At 59.9% G+C, this 24,109-nt stretch carries 19 protein-coding genes; 10 read left to right on the top strand and 9 right to left on the bottom strand.

Going from position 1 to position 24,109, the window contains the following annotated elements; genetic code table 11:
• Positions 1 to 52: 52 nt before the first annotated feature.
• Both AB3226_RS13795 and rep read right to left on the bottom strand, forming a co-directional pair.
• Positions 53 to 625, bottom strand: a complete 573-nt coding sequence (locus AB3226_RS13795) for a xanthine phosphoribosyltransferase (RefSeq protein WP_007934646.1) — start codon at positions 623 to 625, stop codon at positions 53 to 55.
• 57 nt (positions 626 to 682) lie between these two features.
• On the bottom strand, positions 683 to 2,692 hold the full coding sequence (gene rep, locus AB3226_RS13790; RefSeq protein WP_123360904.1) for a DNA helicase Rep: 2,010 nt from the start codon (positions 2,690 to 2,692) through the stop codon (positions 683 to 685).
• A 263-nt stretch (positions 2,693 to 2,955) separates the two neighbouring features.
• Here rep and AB3226_RS13785 point away from each other — a divergent pair, with 263 nt between their 5' ends.
• Entirely contained in the window at positions 2,956 to 4,629 is a 1,674-nt protein-coding gene (locus AB3226_RS13785) for a putative bifunctional diguanylate cyclase/phosphodiesterase (RefSeq protein ID WP_367373446.1), read from the top strand.
• A 141-nt stretch (positions 4,630 to 4,770) separates the two neighbouring features.
• Here AB3226_RS13785 and AB3226_RS13780 read toward each other — a convergent pair whose 3' ends face one another.
• Positions 4,771 to 6,168, bottom strand: coding sequence for a NorM family multidrug efflux MATE transporter (locus AB3226_RS13780; RefSeq protein ID WP_367373445.1), 1,398 nt, complete (start codon positions 6,166 to 6,168; stop codon positions 4,771 to 4,773).
• Positions 6,169 to 6,325: 157 nt separating this feature from the next.
• On the opposite strand from AB3226_RS13780, the gene AB3226_RS13775 reads away from it, so the two are divergent.
• The 3 genes from AB3226_RS13775 to AB3226_RS13765 all read left to right on the top strand — a co-directional run bounded on the left by AB3226_RS13775 (position 6,326) and on the right by AB3226_RS13765 (position 10,888).
• Positions 6,326 to 7,246, top strand: a complete 921-nt coding sequence (locus AB3226_RS13775) for a LysR substrate-binding domain-containing protein (protein WP_305503808.1) — start codon at positions 6,326 to 6,328, stop codon at positions 7,244 to 7,246.
• A gap of 185 nt (positions 7,247 to 7,431) precedes the next feature.
• Positions 7,432 to 9,408 carry a methyl-accepting chemotaxis protein gene (locus AB3226_RS13770; RefSeq protein ID WP_367373444.1) on the top strand — a complete coding sequence of 659 codons (1,977 nt, stop codon included), beginning with the start codon at positions 7,432 to 7,434 and terminating at the stop codon, positions 9,406 to 9,408.
• 265 nt (positions 9,409 to 9,673) lie between these two features.
• Complete coding sequence (locus AB3226_RS13765; RefSeq protein ID WP_367373443.1) at positions 9,674 to 10,888, top strand: aldose 1-epimerase family protein; 1,215 nt, start codon at positions 9,674 to 9,676, stop codon at positions 10,886 to 10,888.
• Positions 10,889 to 11,158: 270 nt separating this feature from the next.
• Here the strand turns inward: AB3226_RS13765 and AB3226_RS13760 are convergent, their stop codons facing one another.
• The 5 genes from AB3226_RS13760 to AB3226_RS13740 all read right to left on the bottom strand — a co-directional run bounded on the left by AB3226_RS13760 (position 11,159) and on the right by AB3226_RS13740 (position 16,009).
• Positions 11,159 to 11,527, bottom strand: a complete 369-nt coding sequence (locus AB3226_RS13760; protein ID WP_367373442.1) for an antibiotic biosynthesis monooxygenase — start codon at positions 11,525 to 11,527, stop codon at positions 11,159 to 11,161.
• Between the two features lie 250 nt (positions 11,528 to 11,777).
• Complete coding sequence (locus AB3226_RS13755) at positions 11,778 to 12,488, bottom strand: glutamine amidotransferase (protein ID WP_367373441.1); 711 nt, start codon at positions 12,486 to 12,488, stop codon at positions 11,778 to 11,780.
• Between the two features lie 37 nt (positions 12,489 to 12,525).
• Positions 12,526 to 13,584, bottom strand: a complete 1,059-nt coding sequence (locus tag AB3226_RS13750; protein WP_367373440.1) for a 2Fe-2S iron-sulfur cluster-binding protein — start codon at positions 13,582 to 13,584, stop codon at positions 12,526 to 12,528.
• On the bottom strand, positions 13,581 to 14,543 hold the full coding sequence (locus tag AB3226_RS13745) for a diiron oxygenase (RefSeq protein WP_367373439.1): 963 nt from the start codon (positions 14,541 to 14,543) through the stop codon (positions 13,581 to 13,583). Before AB3226_RS13745 ends, AB3226_RS13750 begins: the two co-directional genes overlap by 4 nt.
• 245 nt (positions 14,544 to 14,788) lie before the next feature.
• Positions 14,789 to 16,009: an MFS transporter gene (locus AB3226_RS13740; RefSeq protein WP_367373438.1), complete on the bottom strand. Its 1,221-nt coding sequence runs from the start codon at positions 16,007 to 16,009 to the stop codon at positions 14,789 to 14,791.
• A 365-nt stretch (positions 16,010 to 16,374) separates the two neighbouring features.
• Here AB3226_RS13740 and AB3226_RS13735 point away from each other — a divergent pair, with 365 nt between their 5' ends.
• Complete coding sequence (locus AB3226_RS13735; protein ID WP_367373437.1) at positions 16,375 to 17,673, top strand: serine hydroxymethyltransferase; 1,299 nt, start codon at positions 16,375 to 16,377, stop codon at positions 17,671 to 17,673.
• Positions 17,674 to 17,706: 33 nt separating this feature from the next.
• Complete coding sequence (locus AB3226_RS13730; RefSeq protein WP_367373436.1) at positions 17,707 to 17,901, top strand: hypothetical protein; 195 nt, start codon at positions 17,707 to 17,709, stop codon at positions 17,899 to 17,901.
• 15 nt (positions 17,902 to 17,916) lie between these two features.
• On the opposite strand, the gene AB3226_RS13725 is transcribed toward AB3226_RS13730, so the two are convergent.
• Entirely contained in the window at positions 17,917 to 19,416 is a 1,500-nt protein-coding gene (locus tag AB3226_RS13725; RefSeq protein WP_367373435.1) for a PLP-dependent aminotransferase family protein, read from the bottom strand.
• Between the two features lie 133 nt (positions 19,417 to 19,549).
• Between AB3226_RS13725 and serC the strand changes: the two genes are divergently transcribed.
• The 4 genes from serC to AB3226_RS13705 all read left to right on the top strand — a co-directional run bounded on the left by serC (position 19,550) and on the right by AB3226_RS13705 (position 24,077).
• On the top strand, positions 19,550 to 20,632 hold the full coding sequence (gene serC, locus AB3226_RS13720) for a 3-phosphoserine/phosphohydroxythreonine transaminase (RefSeq protein ID WP_367373434.1): 1,083 nt from the start codon (positions 19,550 to 19,552) through the stop codon (positions 20,630 to 20,632).
• 147 nt (positions 20,633 to 20,779) lie between these two features.
• A complete protein-coding gene (locus AB3226_RS13715) occupies positions 20,780 to 22,030 on the top strand; it encodes a benzoate/H(+) symporter BenE family transporter (protein ID WP_367373433.1) in 1,251 nt (416 codons plus the stop codon).
• On the top strand, positions 22,030 to 22,848 hold the full coding sequence (locus AB3226_RS13710; RefSeq protein WP_367373432.1) for a YggS family pyridoxal phosphate-dependent enzyme: 819 nt from the start codon (positions 22,030 to 22,032) through the stop codon (positions 22,846 to 22,848). The genes AB3226_RS13715 and AB3226_RS13710 overlap by 1 nt, the downstream gene beginning before the upstream one ends.
• A gap of 56 nt (positions 22,849 to 22,904) precedes the next feature.
• Positions 22,905 to 24,077, top strand: coding sequence for an aspartate aminotransferase family protein (locus AB3226_RS13705; RefSeq protein ID WP_367373431.1), 1,173 nt, complete (start codon positions 22,905 to 22,907; stop codon positions 24,075 to 24,077).
• Positions 24,078 to 24,109 lie beyond the last annotated feature (32 nt).

Below are 24,109 nucleotides of genomic sequence, written 5' to 3'. Positions count from 1 at the left end.
CCACCGCCATCGCGGGCAAGCCCGCTCCCACAGGTTCGGTGATGCTGTTGGTTTATTCGATGAAGGTTACAACGCCATCCTTCAGCGACTGCACCCGCGCCAACGATTCAACGCGATAACCCTGAGCATCCAGTTCCGCACGACCACCCTGGAACGACTTCTCGATCACAATACCCAAACCCGCCACAGTCGCGCCGGCCTGTTTGATAATCGAGATCAGCGCTTGCGAGGCCTTACCGTTGGCCAAAAAGTCGTCGATGATCAGCACGCGGTCGCTGCTGGTCAGGTGGCGCGGGGAGATCGCGACGGTACTTTCGGTCTGCTTGGTGAACGAGTAAACGGTCGCCGACAGCAGGTTTTCAGTCAGGGTCAGGGACTGATGCTTGCGGGCAAAAATCACCGGCACGCCGAGGTTCAGGCCGGTCATGATCGCCGGAGCAATGCCCGAGGCTTCGATCGTGACGATCTTGGTGATGCCCGAATCCTTGAACAGCGTGGCGAATTCGTCGCCGATCAGCTTCATCAGGGCCGGGTCGATCTGATGATTCAGAAAGGCATCGACTTTCAGAACCTGGTCGGAAAGCACGATGCCTTCTTCGCGAATTTTCTTGTGCAGTGCTTCCATGAAGCGTTCCTCTTTTGGCGCCTTGTGGCCCCTGAATGCTTATAAAAGTGCTCGATTCTAGCGCTTTAACATCGCGCGTATATCCGCCAATGCGGTATTTCCGCGAACCGCTTTGACTTCAACGGGAGTGTCGTCATTACCTTCCCAGGCCAGGTCGTCCGGTGGCAGTTCATCGAGGAAACGGCTAGGCGCGCAGTCGATGATCTCGCCGTATTGCTTACGCTTGGCAGCGAAGGTGAACGCCAACGTCTGACGCGCTCGGGTAATCCCGACGTAGGCCAGGCGACGTTCCTCTTCAATGGTGTCGGCTTCGATGCTGGAGCGGTGCGGGAGGATTTCCTCTTCCATGCCCATGATGAACACGTAGGGAAACTCCAGGCCCTTGGAGGCGTGCAAGGTCATCATCTGCACACCTTCGGCGCCGTCTTCCTCTTCCTGCTGACGCTCCAGCATGTCGCGCAGAACGAGTTTGCCGATGGCGTCTTCAACGGTCATCTCGCCTTCTTCGTCTTTCTCCAGCGTGTTCTTCAAGGCCTCGATCAGGAACCAGACGTTACCCATGCGGTAATCGGCGGCCTTGTCGCTGGAACTGTTGGTGCGCAGCCAGTTCTCGTAGTCGATGTCCATGACCATGCTGCGCAGGGCGGAGATCGGGTCTTCGCCGGCGCACTGCTCGCGGACCTTGTCCATGAAACGCTTGAAGCGTGACAGGCGATCGGTGAAGCGCGTGTCGAGATGCTCGCCCAAACCAATTTCGTCGGTGGCAGCGTACATCGAGATTTTGCGCTCGGTGGCGTAGTTGCCCAGCTTCTCCAGCGTGGTCGAACCGATCTCCCGGCGTGGGACGTTGATCACCCGCAGGAAGGCGTTGTCGTCGTCCGGGTTCACGATCAATCGGAAGTAGGCCATCAGGTCTTTCACTTCCTGACGTCCGAAAAAGCTGTTGCCGCCGGACAGGCGATACGGAATCTGGTGGTGCTGCAGCTTCAACTCGATCAACTTGGCCTGGTAGTTACCGCGATACAGGATCGCAAAATCGCTGTATGGCCGATCCGTGCGCAGGTGCAGGGTCAGCAGTTCCACCGCCACGCGCTCCGCTTCGGCGTCTTCGTTGCGGCAACGGATCACGCGGATTTCGTCGCCGTGGCCCATCTCACTCCACAGCTGTTTTTCGAACTCGTGCGGGTTATTTGAGATCAGCACGTTGGCGCAGCGCAGGATGCGGCTGGTGGAGCGGTAGTTTTGCTCGAGCATGACCACTTTCAGGGACGGGTAATCGTCCTTGAGCAGCATCAGGTTTTCCGGACGGGCGCCGCGCCAGGCGTAGATCGACTGGTCGTCGTCACCCACCACGGTGAACTGATTACGCTTGCCGATCAGCAGTTTCACCAGCAAATACTGGCTGGCGTTGGTGTCCTGGTATTCGTCCACCAACAGGTAGCGGACCTTGTTCTGCCATTTTTCCAGGATATCGTCGTGTTCCTGGAACAGTTTTACCGGCAGCAGGATCAGGTCGTCGAAGTCCACCGCGTTGAACGCCTTGAGCGTGCGCTGGTAGTGGGTGTAGACGATGGCGGCGGTCTGTTCCTTGGGGTTGCGGGCGTTTTCCAGGGCTTCAGGCGGCAGGATCAGATCGTTTTTCCACGAGCCGATCATGTTCTTGATCTCGTCGACGCCGTCGTCGCCCGAGTATTCCTTCTGCATGATGTCGGTCATCAGGGCTTTGACGTCGGTCTCGTCGAAGATCGAGAAGCCCGGTTTGTAGCCCAGCCGCACGTGTTCCTTGCGGATGATGTTCAGGCCCAGGTTGTGGAAGGTGCAGACCGTCAGGCCGCGGCCTTCGCCGCCCTTGAGCAGCGTGCCAACCCGCTCCTTCATCTCCCGCGCGGCCTTGTTGGTAAAGGTCATGGCGACGATGTACTGGGCGCGGATGCCGCAACTCTGGATCAGATGCGCAATTTTGCGGGTGATCACGCTGGTCTTGCCGGAGCCTGCGCCGGCGAGCACCAAAAGAGGGCCGCCGACGTAGTTCACGGCTTCTTGCTGCCGGGGATTGAGTCGGGACATACGAAGTCAGGGAGTCATTAGCGAAATGGGCCGGCATTTTAACAGGCTCAGCGAATTGTGCTGCTCTCTCCGACTTGTGACGCAACACGCTATCTCTATTTGCCGGTTTTGCTACTTTCACGCAGGATGCGCAGTGAATTTGCGTCTAATGTTCGTATTCAATACGCCAAAGTCGTGTTTGATAACCGATGTCATTTTGTCATTGGTTATCTGCGCGGCATAATGCCCGCCGCCTACATCTTTGCAGAGTCTAGGGAGCTAGCTTGTCTACGCCTGTCGAACCCTTGCGTTTGCTGCTACTGGCTGAAGAGCCGGCGTGGGCAGCGTTGTTGCGCGAGTGTCTGGCTCCGATGGGGAGTTCGGCTGTGCTGCTCAGCGCGCCGAGCTGGGAGTCGGTCAGCAACCTGTTCGATGACAACCGCAGCGCGGTGTTGTTGACGATTCCTGCTCTCCAGCCAGCACCCGGCCGTTGCAACCTGCCGACCGTGTTGCTGCTCGAACACGAGCCGCTGGCGCCGCCCGACGGTGTGAGCGACTGGCTGGTGCGCAATCTGCTGGACCCCGGCATGTTGCGCCGCTGCCTGCGCCATGTGCGTGAACGCGGCGTGCTGGAAAACACGTTGCAGCGCCTGGCCGAGCAGGACCCGTTGACCGGTATCGCCAACCGTCAGGGTTTCCAGACCTTGCTGGCGGCGCGTCTGGCCGAAAACGAAGGTCGCGGCCTGGCCCTCGGTCACCTCGACCTCGACAACTTCCGACACGCCAACGACGCCCTCGGCCACCAGGCCGGCGATCGGTTGATCCTGCAGGTGGTCTCGCGGCTGAAAAGCCAGCTGGAGGCCAGCGATCAACTGGCGCGGCTGGGCAGCGATGAATTCGCCCTGCTGATCGACACCCGCCGCGCCCCTCAGCGCGCCGAATGGATGGCCGAACGCATTACCGAAGCCCTGTCCGAACCCTATTGGGTCGACGGCGAAAGCCTGTTGATCGGTTCCAGCCTCGGCATCGCCCACGCACGAGCGCAGGCCGGCGCCGACCCGTTGATGTGGCATGCGCACATCGCCATGCAGCAGGCCAAGAGCACTCAGGGCTGCACCTTTCACATCTTCAACGAACGGATCAATCGCAATGCCCGCAGCATCGCCGACCTTGAAAGCGAGCTGCGCCGGGCCTTGCGCCGCGATGAGCTGGAATTGCATTACCAGCCGCGCCTGAACCTTGAGGACGGTCAGATCGTTGGCCTCGAAGCGTTGGTGCGCTGGCGTCATGGCGAACGCGGCTTGTTGCCCCCCAGCGAATTCGTGCCGCTGGCCGAGCAAAGTGGTTTGATCGTGCCGCTGGGGTACTGGGTGATTTCCCGGGCCCTGCGGGACATGCAGGCGTTGCGCGAACGAGGTCTGCCAGCGTTGCACATGGCGATCAACCTGTCGTTCCGGCAGTTTCAGGACAGCCAATTGCTGTCGACCCTGAGCCGGCTGATTGCCGAGCGAGGCGTCGAGGCGCAATGGCTGGAATTCGAACTGACCGAGACGGCGGTGATGCGCCGCAGCGATCTGGTCAAGCAGACCATGGACGCCCTCGGGCGTTTGGGCGTGCGCTTCTCGCTGGATGATTTCGGCACCGGATTCTCTTCATTCGTGCACCTCAACAGCCTGCCGATTGCATTGTTGAAGGTGGATAAGAGCTTTGTCGGCGGCATGGAGGAGCGGGAAGAGAATCGCAAACTGGTGCACGCCATGATCAACCTGGCGCACAACCTCAACCTCGAAGTGGTCGCCGAAGGGGTGGAAACACAGGCACAGCTGGATTTATTGCGCGGGTTTGGTTGCGACCAGGTGCAGGGGTATCTGATCAGCAAGCCGTTGCCATTGGCGGAGTTGGTTGAGTATTTGACCTTTGGCAGCAGTCAGCAGACCGCACTGGAAGTCGTGAGCTAACCACAAACAACTGTGGATGCTTTTGTGGCGAGGGAGCTTGCTCCCGCTCGGCTGCGAAGCAGTCGCAAAGCTTTTGGGGCCGCTTCGCGACCCAGCGGGAGCAAGCTCCCTCGCCACACAGCCTCGCTCCCACAGGGGACCTCAGTCAGGCTGAGCGACCTGGAAATTCTGCTCTGACGCCGGCTCCCGCCGAATCATCCGCTTCATCTTCCACTCAAACGCCAGCGTCAGGCTCACCGCCGCACACGCCAGACCCAGCGCCAGACCCCACCAGACCCCCGTTGGCCCCCAGTTCAAATGGAAGGCCATCCACCAGGCGGCCGGTGCGCCGATCAGCCAATAGCAACCCAAACCCACCAGGAACGTGGTCTTGGCATCCTTGAGCCCGCGGATGCAGCCCATGGCGATGGTTTGCGTGCCGTCGAACAGCTCGAACCACGCCGCCACCGCCAACAGGCTCACGGCCAGGTTGATGACTTCGCGGAACGCCGGGTCGTTGTGGTCCAGGAACAAGCCGATCAACTGATGCGGCAGCAGCCAGAAAACCATCGCAAAACCCAGCATTGCCGCCGCACCGAAAGCGATCCCGACCCGTCCGGCCAGCCGTGCATCGAGCAATTGCCCGGCGCCGTAATGCTGGCCGATGCGCATGGTGATCGCGTAAGAAAGTCCCGCCGGAATCATGAACGCCACCGAGACGATTTGCAGGGCGATCTGATGCGCCGCCAGTTGCGTACTGCCCATGGTGCCCATGCACAGCGCAGCGAAGGCAAACAGTCCGACTTCCACCGCATAGGTGCCGCCAATCGGCAGGCCCAGGCGCCACAATTCCTTCAAGTACTGACGGTTGGGCCGCGACAGACCCTGACGCAGCGGATAGGCGTCGTAGGCCGGATGCCGACGAATGTGCAGCGCGAGCGCCAGCGCCATGAGGTTGGCGACGATCGCCGTGACCAGACCGATGCCCACCAGGCCCATTTTTGGTAGGCCGAACATGCCGGTGATCAACGCATAGTTGAGCAGGAAGTTGGCCACGGTACCGGCGAGACTGATGACCATCACCGGCGTCGCCCGGCCGATGGCGCTGGTGAAGCCGCGCAGCACCATGAAGCTCAGGTAGCCGGGCAGGGCGAACGGCAGGATCAACAGAAACTGCCCAGCCGCCTGAACGTTGGTTTCGGTCTGGCCGAACAGCAGCAACACCGGTTTGAGGTTCCACAGCAGTAAACCCGCCACCAGCGCCATCAACCATGCCAGCCACAACCCGGCTTGGGTCAACCGCGCCGCGCCAATGATGTCGCCCGCGCCCTGACGGATCGCCACCAGGGTGCCGACGGCGGCGATCACGCCAAGGCAGAAAATCGACACGAATGAATACGTCGCCGCGCCCAGGCCGCCGCCGGCCAGTGCTTCGGGGCTCAGGCGCGCCATCATCAACGTGTCGGTGAGGACCATCAACATGTGCGCCAACTGCGAGGCAATCAACGGCCCCGCCAGCCGCAGGATGGCCCAGAGTTCAATACGCGCTGGATGCTGCATGATCATCACGCTCGATTGTCAGAGAGAACAGGAAGCGTCGATTCTCGGCGCTCTGCGGGGTTTGCACAAAGGGATAAAAAGGATGGGTGGCATGATTAAAACTCATGCGAGAGAGTTTCTGATAAGTTGAAGCAATCACGCTGTAGGAGCTTTCCTGATGTCTCGTCGTCTTCCTCCCTTGTATGCCCTTCGAGCATTCGAAGCGGCGGCGCGGCATAGCTCGTTTACCCGCGCCGCCGAAGAACTGTCGATCACGCAAAGTGCGGTCAGTCGGCACATTCGTACGCTCGAAGAGCATTTCGCCTGTCGGCTGTTTCATCGCAGCGGGCGAAACCTGCAACTGACCGAATCGGCGCGGCTGATCCTGCCCGGCATTCGCGAAGGCTTCACTGCCCTTGAGCGGGCCTGCAATACCTTGCGCGCCGAGGACGACATCCTGCGCATGAAAGCCCCGTCGACCCTGACCATGCGCTGGTTGTTGGCGCGACTCAGCCGTTTTCGGCACCTGCGACCGGGGAACGAGGTGCAATTGACCAGCGCCTGGATGGATGTCGATACGGTGGACTTCAACCACGAACCCTTCGATTGCGCGGTCATCCTCAGTAACGGGCATTTTCCACCGGACTGGGAGACGACTTTGCTGTTCCCCGAAGAGCTGATTCCGGTGGGGGCGCCGAATCTTCTGAAGGATCAACCGTGGGACGTTGCGCGCCTGGCCAGCACCGAGCTGCTGCATCCGACGCCGGACCGCCGTGACTGGCGCAATTGGCTGGAGCGCATGGGCTTGACCGATCAAGTCTCGCTCAAGGGCGGTCAGGTGTTCGACACACTGGAGCTGGGCATGATCGCCGCTGCCCGAGGTTACGGCGTGTCCATGGGCGATTTGCTGATGGTGGCGGAGGATGTTGCGCAGGGGCGTCTGAGTTTGCCGTGGCCGACGGCCGTCGCCAGTGGTGAGCATTATTACCTGGTCTGGCCGAAAACCCGCCCCGGCGGTGAGCGTTTGCGCCGCCTTAGTGATTTCCTGCAAGGCGAAGTCCGGGCCATGGAATTACCGGATGTAGAACGTCTTGGCTGAATCGATGGAGTCGCCGCAATGGCGGCCTTGAGCCATATCCCCGTTAATTACTCAAGTATTCAGCTTTGCCGCCGAAAATCTGCTGATGGCACCGTCGTGCAGGTTCCATGTTTTCCCCACAATCAGAAATTTTGCCGAGTGTGCGATGGGATCAGAATGATCCGGCCACTGGGTCAGGAGCTGTCATGTCTCAACCTCGTGCTCGGATTGCCTCACAGCTGGGTCTTGCGCTTGCCGTGATTCTGGCGATTGTCATCAGCGGCAGCACAGTATTCGCCCTGCGCTCGCTTGACTCGGCCAACCTCGCCACCCGCGAAGAGCATCTGGCCAGTGAGGCCCGCTTGCTGGCCGATCAGTTGAGCACCTTTCACGGCACCTTGCGTGAAAGTACCCAGCGCCTGGCCGGCCTGTTCGAGAAGCGCTTCAGTGCCGGTTTGAGCGTGCATCCGGATGAGCCGGTGACCGTGGCGGGTGTGCAGACCCCGGGCCTGCACTTGGGCAGTGAAGTGTTGAACAACAACTTCGCAGAAGTCGACGAGTTCAAGCAGATGACCGCAGGCGTGGCGACCGTGTTCGTGCGCAGTGGTGAGGAGTTCATTCGGGTCAGCACGAATGTCACCAAACAAGATGGCAGCCGCGCCATTGGCACTCTGCTCGACCACGCGAACCCGGCTTACGCCCGTTTAATGGCGGGGCAGAGCTACGTGGGTCGAGCGTTGCTTTTCGAACGCTTCTACATGTCGCAGTACACTCCCGTACGTGACAGCAGCGGTAAGATCATTGCCGTGCTGTACGTAGGATTCGATTACACCGACGCGCAGAACGCGCAGTTCGCCAACCTCAAACGCTTCCGCATCGGCCAGACCGGTTCTCTGGCGTTGCTGGATGAACAAGGCAAATGGCTGGTGCCGATTGCCGGTGTACAAGCGCCGGATCAAGCGGTCCCGAGCATCGTCGGTTTGGCCAAGACACCGGGCAAAGGCGACTTCTGGAACGACAAGTCGCAAGACTTTTACAGTGTTGCCGTGCCGTTCGAAGGCGGGCCGTGGTCGGTGGTGGCGAGCATGCCGAAAACCGAAATCCGCGCCGTGACTTGGAGCGTCGGTATTCAATTGGCGATCGGCAGTCTGCTGGCGATGTTGCTGGCAGTCGGTGCGGCGGTCTGGTTGCTGCGCAGCAAACTGGCGCCACTGGGTGATCTGGTGCGTCAGGCTGAAGCCTTGGGCGCTGGTGATTTGAGTGTTCGCCTGAACGTGTCGAGCAATGACGAAATCGGTCAACTTGCCCGCGCCTTCAACCAGATGAGCCAGGCCCTGTCGACCATGGTCGAGCACATCCGTAAAGCCTCGGGAGAGGTCAACAGCCGTGCCCAAGCGTTATCCGGTTTGTCTGGTGGTGCCTATGAAGGGATGGAACAGCAGTCCGGCGAAATCACCAGCATGGCCGGCGCCGTAGAAGAATTCAGCGCCACCTCGCTGAACATCGCCGACAACATGGGCAACACCCAGCGTCTGGCGCAGGAAAACGCACAGCAAACTCAGATCGGTCGTACGTCGATGGACGAAGCGTCCTCATCCCTGGAGCAAATCGCCGGCGCGCTGAACAGCACCGCGACGGTGATCAATACCTTGGGGCAGCGCTCCCAGGAAATCGGCGGCATTGTCGGGGTGATTACCGCGATCGCCGAGCAAACCAACTTGCTGGCGCTCAACGCCGCCATCGAAGCCGCCCGCGCCGGTGAGCAGGGCCGTGGGTTTGCGGTGGTGGCCGATGAGGTGCGCAACCTGGCCTCACGCACCCGCCAGGCCACTGACGAAATTTCCGGGATGATTCAAAGCATCCAGCAGGAAACCGGCAACGCCATCAGCACCATGGAGCAAGGCAACGTGCTGATGCAGGAAGGTTTGTCGCGCAACGCCAACGTTGCCTCGGCGCTGGCGCGGATCGATGAACAAAGCCGCTCGGCCGGTCAACAATTCGCCGCCATCACCACCGCGACCCAGGAACAAAGCAGCACCGCGACCTTGCTCAGCAGCAACCTGCAAAGCATCGCTTTGGCGAACAGTGAACAGCGAGAAGTGGTGTCGAACCTGGCGGTGACTGCCAAGGAGCTGGAGAAGCTCGCGGCGGATTTGCGGCATGAGGTTGACCGGTTTCGTTGAGTCGCCTCTGAAATTGCCTTCGCGAGCAAGCCCGCTCCCACAGTAGATCTGCGGCGAACACAGTACCTGTGAACACCCGAGATCATGTGGGAGCGGGCTTGCTCGCGAAGGGATCGACTCCATTCCCTATTTGCCCCAAATCTGCGGATCAATTCCTGTCTAGTGGTATTCCTTGGCATTTAGCACCAGTGTCTCGATTTTTATGCTTGCTGAAACGTTTCTTCAAGTCTATAAAATTGGCACAACTCCAAGAAAGGCTGCTGCCATGACTCCGCTCAAACTCTTCGTTGCTCTCAGCGCACTGTCCGCTGCTTCCCAGGCCATGGCTTGGGACTACGTCCTGCTCGACACCGATAAAGCTGCCCAGAACTGGCAAATCACCAGCCAGCAACTCGGGGCAAAAACCGACAAACCCTTCAGCGTGACCCTGCGCACTTTGCACGGCGGTCGGCAGGAAGGCGTCAGCATCGTCGACATCGATAACGGCACGATGAAACTCTCGGTGGTGCCCACTCGCGGCATGAACGTCCTACAAGCGTCTGTAGGTGATGTGCGCATGGGCTGGGATTCGCCGGTCAAGGAAGTGGTCAATCCATCCTTCATCGAACTCAACGGCCGTGGTGGTCTGGGCTGGCTGGAAGGTTTCAATGAACTGGTCACCCGTTGCGGCTACGAATGGGTCGGTCACCCCGGCATGGACAACGGCGAACTGCTGACCCTGCACGGTCGCGCCGCTAACATCCCGGCGAACAAAGTCACCCTGCACATCGACGAAAAACCGCCGTATGCCATCACCCTGCGCGGCGAGCTGAAGGAGCAGGCGTTCAAGAAAGTCGACTTCTCCGTCGCCACCGAACTGGTCACCGAACCCGGCAGCGTAGCGTTCGCCCTCAACGACACCCTGACCAACAACGGCGACTATCCGAAGGAATACCAGGCGCTGTATCACAGCAACTTCAGCACCCCATTCCTGGAGCAGGGCGCCCGCTTCGCTGCGCCGGTGAAACAAGTGTCGCCGTTCAACGACAAGGCCAAGGGCGATCTGCCGGACTGGCAAACCTACCGCGCACCGACCAAGGACTACGACGAAACGGTTTACAACGTGGTGCCGTATGCCGATGCCAAGGGCGATACGCTGACCGTGCTGCATAACAAGGCCGGCAGCCTGGGCGTCTCGGTCGGCTTCAATACGCAAACACTGCCCGTGTTCTCCCTGTGGAAAAACACCGATACCCAAGGGCAGGGCTATGTCACGGGGCTGGAACCGGGGACGAGTTTTTCCTACAACCGCCGGTATCAGCGGCCATTGAACCTGGTGCCGACGATCGGGCCGAAGGAACAGAAGCAGTTCCGCATCAACTACAGCTTGCTGGCGGATAAGGCGGCTGTGGATAAGGCGTTGAAGCAGGTGAGCGAGATTCAGGGTGGGCGGGAAACTGAGGTGCGGCAGACGCCGTTGGTTGATCTCACCAAGGGGTAACGTCGACTAGAGCGTTGTCGGCCGATATTGCAGCGCATCGGCCAAGTGTTCACGGGTAATGCCATCGACTTGCTTGTGCAGTCGATGGACAGCTCTAAGGGGCAAGAGCCTCTCCCATGCCCTCCCAAAAGGAAGGAGAGTATTGATTCGCGCATAAGAACGCCGGTTCTGGATGTGTTTGATCGCAAGTACAACATCCATTAAACCGGCGTTCTTGTTTCTGTGTTTCCCGGGATTGCGTAAAGAGTCCTGCCTGGTAGAACCTGGGCCCTACGCCTCGGCGGTTGTTTTGGCGGGTTCGCCGTCGATTACTTCGTTGTAGGGGGCCTGTTCACGATCACGCAATCCGTAGTCACGGATCACCGAGGTCACACGTACACGGTAGTCATCGAAAATCTTGTCGCGGCCCGCTTTCTGCGCCGACAGGTGTGCGGTCACGTTGCGCCACTGCACCACGGCTTCCTCATCACGCCAGGTAGTGACCGACATGACTTTCTTGGGGTTCAGCGTGCTTTGAAAACACTCGACCGAAATAAAGCCGTCCATGGGTTCGAGCATCGGCGTCAGCTTGTTTACCAGGTCAACGTAGGTCTCGCCTTGACCTGGCAGTGCCTGCAACTCAAACAAAACTACGATCATTCTTGACTCCTCATCCTTGCATTTATAGGTATAAAAAAACGTACTTCTTGACCCACCAAAACGTGAAACCCTGGTTTGGGTGAGTGATGAGAAGGCCGTGGTGAGACGGCTGATGACTCGCCGACAGGGCCTTCTCAATCTTCCTTGGTTCCTCGGGAGTCATGTTGGTCAAGATGGCTTGCAGGCCGATTTATACGGCGAAAATGGAGTGGTCTGCTAGTCCGGTTGCCGGTAGCAAAGCAGACCACTTTCAGGCCGACGCGTGGTCATCCAGGTTACTCAGCCAATCGCTAAGTACCGCGTGTGCCGCGTGGGTCAGCCGATCGCCGACGGCTGCAGCAGCGTCCCGCAGTGCGCAAGGAGTGATACCGGCCTGCGCCAATTCGCTGGCATGACCGACCAGCCATTGTTCGAGCTTGCGCACATCGGCTTCCAGGTGAAATTGCAGGCCGAGGACGTTGCGCCCCACCGCAAACGCCTGATGGGCGCCGACAGCGGTACTGGCCAAATGCACGCCACCTTCGGGAATATCGAACTGGTCGCCGTGCCAGTGCAGCACGGGCGTGTCTTCCAGTTTGGCCAGCACCGAATCCTGCCCCGCCGGGGTCAGGGTCAGTGGTGAAAAGCCGATCTCCTTGACGCCCAGCGGATACACCCTGGCGCCCAGGGCACGAGCGATCAGTTGCGCACCCAGGCAGATACCCAACATGGGTTTGCCGGACTGCAAGCGCTGACGCACCAGCGCCATCTCATCTTTAAGAAACGGATAGAGCTGTTCGTCATAGGCGCCAATGGGACCTCCGAGCACGATCAGCAAATCGGCCTGCTGCACCTGAGCGCTGTTCAATGTGTCGAGGGTGGGATCGAGGTAACGCAGCTCATACCCCTGCTCGGCGATTACGGTATCAAGGGTGCCAACGTCCTCGAAGTGAATGTGGCGCAACGCAATTGCAGTTTTCATGGAAAACTCACTTGTGAAAGAAGTAGAGGGAGATGATTCAGGCCGGTGGGTTCAGGCCTACCTTGACCGCCCCGGACTGGGGGAAGGTGCAACACGCCAGCGCATACCCTTCGTCCTTATCCTGATCACTGAGGCAGAAGTCTGGCTCGAGGGTGTATTCACCGTCCGACACCTTGATCCGGCAATTGCCGCAGATACCGGCCCGACACAGGCTGCGCACCGCAATACCGTTGGATTCGAGCATATCCAGCAGGCTCTTGCCTGCGGGCACTTCAATGATCTGATCGCTATCTGTCAGGTGCAATCGTACCGAGCCTGGCGCCTGGGCATCTGACTGCTCTGTCGCTACAGCTGCCGCCGGGGGTGTGAATGACTCGATCAGGAGCTTGCTTGCGGGAAACATCGCCAGAGTGTGCTCGCGCAAGCCTTGGGCAAAGCGATGGCTGCCGCAAATCACCACGGCCTCTGGCATACCCAGAAAGCTCAAGTCTTCGGCACCAGGGCGGCCCGACGTAAAGTGCCCGTTGCTTTTGACTGTCTCGCGGGTGACGAACACCTGCAAGGCGAACCAGGACGTGGTCAGCTCCAGCTCCAGCAACTCGTGAAGGAAGGGAATCTCGGCAATGGTCGGTACACACAGCAGCAATGCGACCCTGGGCACCGATAACCCGCGACGCGAACGCTCGAGCAGCCCACGCAGCAAGGCAATCGGCAGGGTGATACCTATGCCGCCAGCGAGCATACCGACCTGTTGACAGCCGACGATCGACGCCAGGGAAATCTCCCCGGCCACAAATTGCATCGGCACTATCGAGCCTTCCTGCAAGGTGGCATGCAGATGGTCCGAAACCCCGCCGCGGCCTTCGCGCTTTACTGCGATTTCGAACAGATCCGCACCTTGTTTGCGGGTGATCGAATACAGCCGCTGGTGCTGAGTGCCCGCTGTGTTCGGGTAATGCAGGGCCACATGTTTGCCGGGTTCCAGGCTGTGGAGAAACTCGGCATGGGCGCCTTGCGCACGCAGGGCGAACACCTTCACGCCCGTCGTTTCAGTGGTCACGCGCTCACAGCGCGCCTGAAGGGTGATGCTGTTCATGCGCGGACCTTTTCGCGTAAGGTTTCAAGGGCGTTATCAGCACTGCCAAGGCCGTTGCCGGTCAGTCCGATGCGGTTGATCAGGGCTTCGACCGAGCCGGTGTAGACGCTGATCTCGTTGCTATCGCCCACGTCATGCAGGATGTCTCTGGCGTGGGGAAACGCCAACATCGAAAACACCGTGGACCACGCGCCCATTTCATTGTTGGCGAACATCTGCACGGTTTTGAGAATGACCGAGCGCAGGTACTCACGCTCTTTGCGGCTCAGGCCATGAACGATGTCAGAGGCGACGAAGCTGAAGACACTGGAATGGCTCCATTCATCTATGGCATGGGTGCGCGTGACTTCATGGCAGATGGACTGGATGCTATTGTCTTCAGCCATGGTCTTGAGGTAGTCGGTGATCAAAGTCTCACTGGCGCACGCGATGCCGAAGCGCGTCAGGCGGCGCTCCCACTCGGCATTGCAGTCGGCCAGGAGGCCTTCGCGCCAGGTCACCAGATTGAAGTCACGAAAGTCCAATGGCGCGAGTGCGCGCATGTCGTAGATGTAGTTGCAGGCCATGATCGACATGCGCGTGTGCAGCGCCTCGTCCAGCAGCGCCTGGGACATCACATCCTGCAGCAGTGCGCGATTCTGGCTCGGCGGCGGCGTCTTGATAATGTCCTCGCAAGCGGGCACCACCACATCGCATTCGATGTAGATGGTTTTGAGGTTATAGATTCCCCAGGCATAGGAGAGACACTTGGATTGCAGCTCTTCAGGGGCTTCGCGCCATGCCTGGTGATGACGGAAAGGCAGCAGGGAGACACTGAAGTCCTGCTTGGCCGGGTCGAAGGCAAGGTTCCGGTAATCCACTTGGTCATTGTTGACGGCGGCGCGGGTTTCCCAGAGTCCGGATAACTTTGCCAGCATGTTTTGAACCACGTCATCGGTTCCACAGTTCGAACGGTCCATGTTTTAGCTCCCATGGGTCAGGCTATTTTTTAAAGCGTTAACGCTGCAGTCATTGCTTAAACATCCCTCACCGCCACAGTCCCCGCGCCGTAAAGGGAAGCAAGTCTGCGGGGTTTTTTTCATCTGCTCTCGTTGCGGGGCCGGATGCCAGAAGTAGCAGTGGCAGTGCGGGGTAGGGCGATGCCGGCAGGTATCCGCCCTTCAAGTTTGCTGCAAGAATGCGGCACAAACCTTGTCCCAAGTCATTAAAAGGCCACCAGCAGTGGCTTCGTTTTTCTGAGTCTTGCCAGGTACCACTCTTGCATCAGAGTCAGCACGACGGTCAGGCTCATGAATGTCACGCTGGCCCAGAAGATGGCCGTGGGGTGCCCTTGGTCCAGCATCCAACCGAAGCCGAGGGGCCCGACTGCGCCACCGATGTTGAAACCGGTGGAGACGATGCCGAAGGTTTTGCCTTCAGCCCCCTTGGGTGATGCCGCCCGCACCAGCATGTCGCGCGACGGTGCGATCAACCCCGTCAGAAACCCTACGGCGCCAAGAGCGAAGATTAGTGCCAGTTCGCTCAAGCTGGCCGTGCCGACGATGGCCGTCAACACGGCGGCCAGTGCAAAAGCGGTGGCGGCAACCACCCCATGACGCTGGGTACGATCGGCCAGTGCACCGCCGGCCAGCACGCCAAAGGCGCTGGCAAACAGGAATGCCGTCAGCGCCGAATTGGCCCAAGGCAACGTTGCACCTTGCCCTTGCATCAGGGCCGCGACGGAGAATTTTTCAATCGCGCTGGTGCTTAAATTCAACAACACGAATAGCAAGGTCAGGCTCAGGATCATCGGCGAGAGCAGTGACAGCCGTCGGTTGCTGGCAATGTTGAGTGCAGGCTCGAGTGGGCGGCGCACCTGGGCAACCCGTGCCAGCCCTGAGCCGGGTATCAATAACAGCCCCAACGCGACAAAACCCACCAGTGCGGCGCCAACGAATGCCAGGCCCGGGTCACTCGCGGTTGCAATCCCCAGCAGAAACAATGGTGCGATGGCGGCGCCCAAAAAGCCGGCAAAGGTATGGACAGAGAACGCCTTGCCGATGTGGGCAGGATTGATCTCTTGAGAGAGCAATGCATAGTTGGCCGGATGGTAGACGGCGTTGGCTATACCGGCCAACGTCATGGCAATCAGCAAACAGCTGTAGCTCGGGAACAGTCCAATCAGCAGGAAGCTGATGCTGCCCAAGGCAACGCCGGCAATCAGCAAACGCCTGGCCCCGTAATGATCGACGGCGAAGCCCATGGGGGCTTGCACCAGTGCCGTGACGATGTTGAAGATGCTCAGGGCCAGGCCCAGCTCCACATAACCCGCGCCAAAAAAATCCGGCAGCACGGGAAACAGGGCCGCCAACACCATGATGTGCAAATGGCTGACAAAGTGCGCTGTTGCTACCTGAGGAAGCAGTCCAATACGAACAATCGACATGGCTAAACCTGTTCTCTGAGCATCAACGCTCTGGCAAGAAGTGTCCTGCTGATCCGGCTGAGTCGCTGCCTGCTGGCGGTAGAAAAATACAGGGCCGGGTCGGCTCGGCGCAGATCTTAAGCACGTCATGGTCTTGCTTGATAGTCCATTACTGGCGGGACAACCAGACCACTTTAAAAAGGTCAGAGCCCTCGCGTTTTCGCCCCCGCGTACATGCTTCGAAGCAGCACTGCGCCCAAAGTGGTCTGTAGAGCCCGCACGAAATGGTATATCTCGTCAGTCCGTTAGCCGATAGGGTAGTCGCCAGTTGATAAGACCGCAGGCAGGTGCAGCTTGCTATTCGACATTTACCGACTGGAGTCAAAATGCCGCATTTCGCTCATATGGACGGGCACGCGCTGCCGATTGTCAGTGGCGCTAATTTGCCCCAGGCGGACCGGGATGTCTGGCGCGCAATCGACACCGAACGCCTGCGCCAGATGCACTCGATCGAGCTGATCGCCGCCGAGAATTTCGTCAGCCGCGCCGTACTCGAGGCTCAGGGATCGGTATTGACCAACAAGCATGCCGAGGGCTATCCGGGGCGTCGCTACTACGCCGGTTGCCGCAATGTCGATGCGATCGAAGACATCGCCATCGAGCGCGCAAAGCGGCTGTTCAAGTGCGCCTACGCCAACCTGCAGCCCCATTCGGGTAGTCAGGCGAACCAGGCGGTGTTTCTGGCGTTGCTGGCGCCGGGCGACAAGATCCTGGGGCTGGACCTCAAGGCCGGCGGGCATCTGTCCCATGGCGCGACGTTCAACATGTCCGGGCGCTGGTTTCAGGCTCTGAGTTATGGGGTGCATCCTGTCACCCATCAAGTGGACATGGACCAGGTCGAGCGGATAGCCCGGCGAGAGCGGCCCCGGTTGATTATCGTCGGCGCCTCGGCCTACTCGCGCATATTGGACTTTGCCCGGTTTCGGTCCATTGCAGACGAGGTGGGCGCATTCCTGATGGCCGATATCGCCCATGTAGCCGGCCTGGTTGCCGGTGGCGCCTATCCGTCGCCGGTGCCGTTCGCTCACGTTACCACCACCACCACGCACACCACATTGCGCGGGCCACGTGGCGGGATGGTCCTGTGCAATGAGCAAGCGATAGCGCAAAAAATCAATGCAGCGGTGTTCCCCGGCCTCCAGTGCGCTCCGCTGATGCACGTCATTGCGGCAAAAGCGGTCGCGCTGGGTGAGGCGCTGCAGCCCTCTTTCAGTACTTATGCTCACGCCGTCGTTGCCAATGCCCAGGCCCTGTGTGGCCGACTTGCCGAAGGTGGATTGTCGATAGTTTCGGGCGGCACCGACTGTCATCTGGGCGTCATTGACCTTCGGCCCTGGGATCTCGCGGGCGATGTCGCCGAACACGCCCTGGAACAGATTGGCATCACCGTGAACAAAAATGCCGTGCCCAACGATGAGGCCAGGCCGACGGTGACTTCCGGTATTCGCCTGGGCAGTGCGGCGTGCACGTCGCGTGGCATGGGTGTCGATGAATTCCGGGAGATCGGCGACATGATCCTCGCGCTGCTCGGCGGAGTGCGTAGCGGAACCATCGACAGCCGCACGGAGAGGTCCATTCGTGAAGGCGTTGCTGGCCTGACGAAGCGTTTCAGACTGCCTTATTAACCGCCTGCGCTTTTTGCCTGAAAAGGAATTCCAATGCCTGATAGCAACCAACCCGGCCGATACAGGGCACTACAAACCCTGAGGCTCAAGCCGCTCAATACGGTCATGGCCGAGCCGTTGCAACCCCGTCTTGAGGTAGACGTTGTCGCCTGCGCCAAAGGGATGAAACGCGCGCGGATTGCCGCCCAGACGCAACGCCTGTTGATGAACTATGCCTTGGGCCACTAGTCGTCAGACATTGCCCTACCGGGTTTTCAGGGCATTGGCCAGGCGCAGCATGGCCGCTTCGATTTCATAAGCGGTCAGGGATGAGTAACCCAATAGCCAGCCTTGTTTCTTCTCCTCGCCGGCATACAACCGGCTCAGACCGGAAAGCTGTACGCCCGCGCTGGCCGCTTGGCGGATGGTTTTTTCCTCAGACCAGCCATCGTGCAGCAGGCAGGGAATTTGTAGGCCGCCGGGCGGGCGCAAGGCGGTAACGATGCCGTCCAAGTGCTTGCCGATCGCGTCGAGCATGATGGAACGGCGTCCGGCATACAGCTTGCGCATGGCCCGGACATGGGCGTTGTAATGGCCGTCCTCCATAAAGCGCGCCAGGGTCAGTTGGAGGATTTGTGGCGTGTGGCCGTCCATCATGCTGCGCGCGTAGGTGAAGGCTTTGATCAACTCGTGGGGCAATACCATGTAGCCCATTCGCAACCCGGGGTAGAGGGTCTTGCTGAAGGTGCCGATGTAGAGCGTACGCTGGTACTTGTCCAGGCCCTGTACGCAGGCGGTCGGTTGCCCGTCGTAGTGAAATTCGCTGTCGTAGTCATCTTCGATGACCCACTTGCCCTTCTCTGCGGCCCAGTTGATCAGCTCAAGACGACGTTCCAGTGGCAAGGTCGCGCCGGTGGGGTATTGATGAGACGGCGTGACATAGACGCAATTGGCGCCGCTGCGGTCGGCGTATAGCAGGTCAGTGCGTATGCCCAGTTCATCGACATCGATGGGCAGAACCTTGGTCTCGGCGGTTTCAAAGGCCTTTTTGGCGCCATAGTAGCCCGGGTTTTCCAGCAGGATCGGTTTGCCGGCATCCACCAACAACTGCGCACACAGAAAAAGTGCCTGGCGAGTGCTGCTCAATACCATGATCTGGTCGGGGGAGCATTTGGCCCCGCGTTCGAGGTTCAAGTAGGTGGCAATCGCCTTGCGCAGCGGCTCGGCACCTTGCGGGTCGCCATGCAACAGCACGTTGGCGCGATAGTCCTTCATCACCTGGCGTTGCAAGCGCTCCCAGACATCGGTGGGGAAGGTGCGGGTTTCCGGCAGGCCAGTTGCAAACGCCTTGATCACCTGCTGATCGGTAACGCCGCCACTGGCGAAGATCATCCGCCCGCGCTGGCTCAATCCCGCCCCCGGTGCCGCCTGGCTGCTTTTGACTTCTTGCGCCTTGATGCGTCGGCGCGCTGCGCCGCGCAATTCGGTGCCCAGCGTTTCGCAGACATAACTGCCAGCCCCCTCGCGCCGCACGATAAAACCGTCGCGGTGCAGTTGCACGTAGGCGTTCTCAACGGTGTCGCGGGCAATCCCGAGTGACTTGGCCAAGACCCGAGTCGCGGGCAGCTTCAAGCCTGGGTCAAGGGCACCCTCCAGGATCAATGCACGCAGTGCGCGCTGAATCCGTTGGTGCAGATCCAATAGCTGAAACTCAACATCGTTGAGGCGCATTTTCAGCGTTTCCAGTTCGAACGTTTTCGCCATGCGGTCTGCCTCGATTGAATAAATTGGCCTGCAAGGGCAGGCCATCCTATCCGTAGAATCCGCTCCTCGCCACTGCCTTTGCGCTCGGCGATCACGTGCATTGCGAGCAATTTTGAACAGGGGTTACTCAGCTATGGCCAGGTCATACAACTTCAGCGCAGGCCCAACCGCGTTGCCGATGGAAGTACTCAGGCAAGCGCACGAGGAGTTTTTTGACTTCGCGGGTACGGGCATGTCGGTGATGGAAATCAGCCATCGCTGCGAGGTGTTCATGGAGGTTGCCTACCAGGCCGAGCACGACCTGCGGGAGATTTTGCAGGTGCCCGGCGAGTACAAGGTGCTGTTCGTGCAAGGGGGCGCCTCGCTGCAATTTGCCCAGGTGCCGATGAACCTGCTGGGGGATAAGCGCACGGCAGACTATCTGCATACCGGTCTCTGGTCAGGCAAGGCCATCGAGGCCGCCCGGCGCTATTGCGACGTTCGCATCGTCGCCAGCAGCAAGGCGTCTGGTTTTGATCGCATCCCCGAGGTGTCGGACTGGAACCTCAACCCGAACGCCGCCTACCTGCACTACACCGAGAACGAAACCGTACATGGCCTGCAATTCGTCGAGGCGCCTGATGGTTTGGCGCCTTTAGTGTGCGACGCCTGTTCAAGCCTGCTTTCCAAGCCGATTGACGTGGCTAAACATGGCCTTGTGTATGCCGCCGCGCAAAAAAACATGGGAGTGGCCGGACTGACGGTGGTCATCGTCGACCCGGCGTTGCTGGATGCCGCGCAGACGTTTACCCCGGACATACTCAACTACGCGCGCATCAACGACGCCCAGTCGATGCTCAACACCCCGGCGACCTTTCCTTGGTACCTCACCGGCCTGACGCTCAAATGGATCAAGCGCAGCGGCGGCCTCGACGCCCTTCACCGGCTTAACCAGGCCAAGGCCCAATTGCTGTATCGCACACTCGACGACAGTGATGGATTTTACCGCAACAGCGTGCAGGCACCGTTTCGTTCGATCAACAACGTGCCATTCCTGCTCGCCGATGCAGCGCTGGAAAAGACCTTTATGCAACGGGCCGAACAGGCCGGGCTCAATGGACTAAAAGGGCACGCCTCGGTCGGCGGGATGCGAGCCAGTCTCTATAACGCAGTCACGCTGCAGGCGGTCGAGGCATTGAGCGACTTCATGAAGAATTTTGCCCGCGTGCATGGCTGAGGCAGGGATCGCTTTTCAGTCACAGCAAGCGGTCTGGTAAGTGGTCTGGCCTTCTACAAGAAAGTGTAGGGGCAAAACATGCCATTTCAGCGCTATAAATTCCCTCACCCGGGGCAAACACCTCGTTTTGCAAGGAGCAAAGCAATCATGTCTTCTTCAGCATCCCCATCGCCCCTGCGTTTACGCGACCTTCTGCATCCGATTGTCGCCGGGCTGATTTCAGTCATCGTCAATTATGGCGGCACATTCATCCTGGTCTTTCAGGCCGCCAAAGTGGCCGGGCTCAGCCCAGAGCTGACGGCGTCGTGGGTATGGTCGGTGTCGATTGGCGTGGGCATTACCGGGCTGTTTCTCAGTTGGGTGAGCCGCGAGCCGATTATTACTGCCTGGTCGACACCCGCTGCGGCCTTTCTGGTCGTCGCGCTGTCCACCACGCCCTACGCCGAGGCAGTAGGTGCGTACATTATTTCGGCCGCCGCCTTCGTGCTGCTGGGTTTGTCCGGCTGCTTCGAAAAAGTCATTCGCCTGATTCCGCCGGGTGTGGCTGCGGGCCTGTTGGCCGGCATCTTGTTGCAGTTCGGTATAGGCGCATTTGGTGGCATGAGTCTTGACCCCGTGTTGGTCGGGTTGCTGATTACCGCTTACGTTGCGCTCAAGCGCTTTACCGCGCGCTACGCGGTGGTAGGCATTCTGGTGCTGGGGCTGGCGTTTCTTCTGACGCAGGGCCGTGTAGAACTGTCGGGGCTGGCGCTGCAATTCGCGGCACCGGTATTCACCCAGCCTGAGTTTTCGATCAATGCGCTGCTCAGCGTGGCGCTGCCGCTGTTTCTGATCACCCTCACTGGCCAGTACATGCCGGGCATGCTGGTGCTGCGCAACGATGGCTTTAGCACCAGCGCCAACCCTATCCTGACGGTCACAGGGCTGGGCTCCTTGCTGATGGCGCCCTTTGGTTCCCACGCCTTCAACGTCGCCGCCATCACTGCGGCTATCTGCACCGGCAAGGAAGCCTCGGAGGATCCGTCCAAGCGCTGGATCGCCGGGGTTGCCGCGGGGGTGTTCTATATCCTCGTCGGGATTTTCGGGGTGACCCTCGCTGCAGTGTTCATGGCGTTACCGGCCTCCTTCATTACGACGCTGGCCGGGCTGGCCCTGCTCGGCACTATCGGCGCCAGCCTGGCCAGCGCCATGGCTGACGTCAAAACCCGCGAAGCCTCGCTGATCACCTTTCTGGCGTCTGCCGCCAACATCACCTTGCTGGGGATCGGTGGGGCGTTCTGGGGATTGCTGATTGGTCTGGCGGCCTACGCCTTACTCAATGGGCGCTTGCCGCGTCGCGAGGCGGTGGTCATTCCGGCTGCCGACGTTGTTGTGACGAGTAAAGGAGCCACCCACTGATGCTCGATCAATTGGAAGAAACCGTCACCCTGCACGAGCGTCATGGCCGTTACCCACAGGCCACCAGCGTCGAGGACTTTCGCCGCAACCTGGCAGCCGTGCAGCAGCGAATTGCTGACGCCTGTCTGCGGGTCGGACGTGATCCGGCGAGTGTGCGCCTGTTGCCGGTCAGCAAAACCTTTGATGAAGCTCATCTGCGTCTGGCTTACGCCGCCGGCTGCCGGCTACTGGGTGAGAACAAAGTTCAGGAAGCGCAGCGCAAATCACAAGCCATGGCCGATCTGGCCGACCTGCAATGGTCGGTTATCGGCCACCTGCAAACCAACAAGGCCAAGCAGGTGGCGCGTTTTGCCAGTGAGTTTCAGGCGCTGGACAGCTTGCGAGTGGCCGAGGCCCTGGATCGTCGCCTGCACATCGAGGGGCGCCAGCTGGATGTGTTCGTTCAGGTCAATACCTCCGGCGAAGCCAGCAAATATGGCTTGGCGTCCGAAGCCGTCGCGGACTTTTTGAACGCCCTGCCGGCGTTCCCGGCGTTACGGGTGCGTGGATTGATGACACTGGCGCTGTTTTCGGCTGACGTGGTCCGTGTCCGCCCTTGCTTTGTGCGGCTGCGCGAACTGCGCGAGCGCTTGCGCCAGCACGCCCCGGCGGGCGTCGGGCTGGAGGAACTGTCCATGGGCATGTCCGGTGATTTCGAAGTCGCCATTGAAGAGGGGGCCACCGTGGTGCGTGTCGGTCAGGCCATCTTCGGCGCACGTGCCATGCCGGATGCCTACTACTGGCCGACCGCGGATGCCCGCCCGGGAAGTAATGAGTAGCCGCCGCTGACACCCCCCTTAAACATCTTGATCCAGCTCTACAGGAAGCCAATCCGATGTCCTCTGCACCCTCGTACCTCATGCACAACTATGCTCGCCAGCCGGTCTCCTTCAGTCGAGGCCAAGGGGCATCTCTGTGGGACACGCACGGGGTCGAATACCTGGATGCAATCGCCGGTGTGGCGGTAACCAGTCTCGGGCATGCCAACCCCGAAATCGCCGCCGCCATTGCCGAGCAAGCGAGCCAGTTACTGCACACCACCAACATGTTTCGCATCGAATGGCAGGAGCAGTTGAGTGAGCGTTTGTGCGTCTTGTCGGGCATGCAACGCGCCTTTTTTTGCAACTCGGGGGCTGAAGCCAACGAAGCGGCGCTCAAGTTGGCCCGGCTGCACGCCAACGCCAGGCACGTGGCACAGCCACAAGTGTTAGTGATGGAAAACAGCTTTCACGGTCGCACCCTGGCCACCCTCGCAGCCACCGGGAACCCGGCCGTGCAGCGTGGCTTTGAGCCTTTGATGCCAGGCTTTCTACGGGTGCCTTACGACAACATCGAGGCGATCCGCGAGGTGGCGGCGCAATCACCCAACATCGTCGCGGTACTGGTCGAGCCCGTGCAGGGTGAGGGCGGTGTGCATGCCGCATCCACCAGTTATTTGCAGGCTCTGCGGCAACTGTGCGACGAGCACGATTGGCTGATGATGGTCGATGAAGTGCAAACCGGGATGGGCCGCACCGGTGCCTGGTTTGGTTTCCAACACGCGGGGATAGTGCCGGATGTCATCACGCTGGCCAAGGCACTGGGCAATGGCTTTCCCATTGGCGCATGCCTGGCTCGGGGTAAGGCCGCTGAACTGTTTTCCCCGGGCCATCATGCCTCCACTTTCGGCGGTAACCCCCTGGCCTGCCGCGTGGGATGCACCGTACTCGACATCATGGAGCGCGATCACATCCCGCAGCGCGCAGCCACATCTGGCCGTCGGCTGCTGGCTGCGCTGCAGGAGGCGCTGGGCAATCACAGCGAGGTCGTTTCCATTCGCGGCCTGGGCCTGATGGTCGGTATCGAACTGAACCGTGAGTGTGCCGAACTGGTCGGCCGGGCGCGGGATGAACAACGCCTGCTGATAACGGTGACTCGCGGCACCACCCTCCGATTGTTGCCGCCGTTGATCTGTGAGGACTCGCAGATCGACGACATCGCAGTGCGTGTTACTCGGCTCTTCTCGTAAACCGGCTTACTTTCCCAACCAAGGACCCCTTC

The sequence above is a fragment of the Pseudomonas lini genome (assembly GCF_964063345.1).
Classification (GTDB): domain Bacteria; phylum Pseudomonadota; class Gammaproteobacteria; order Pseudomonadales; family Pseudomonadaceae; genus Aquipseudomonas; species Aquipseudomonas lini_B.
Note: the sequence above shows the minus strand (reverse complement) of the source record. Positions and strands in the feature narration are given on the sequence as shown.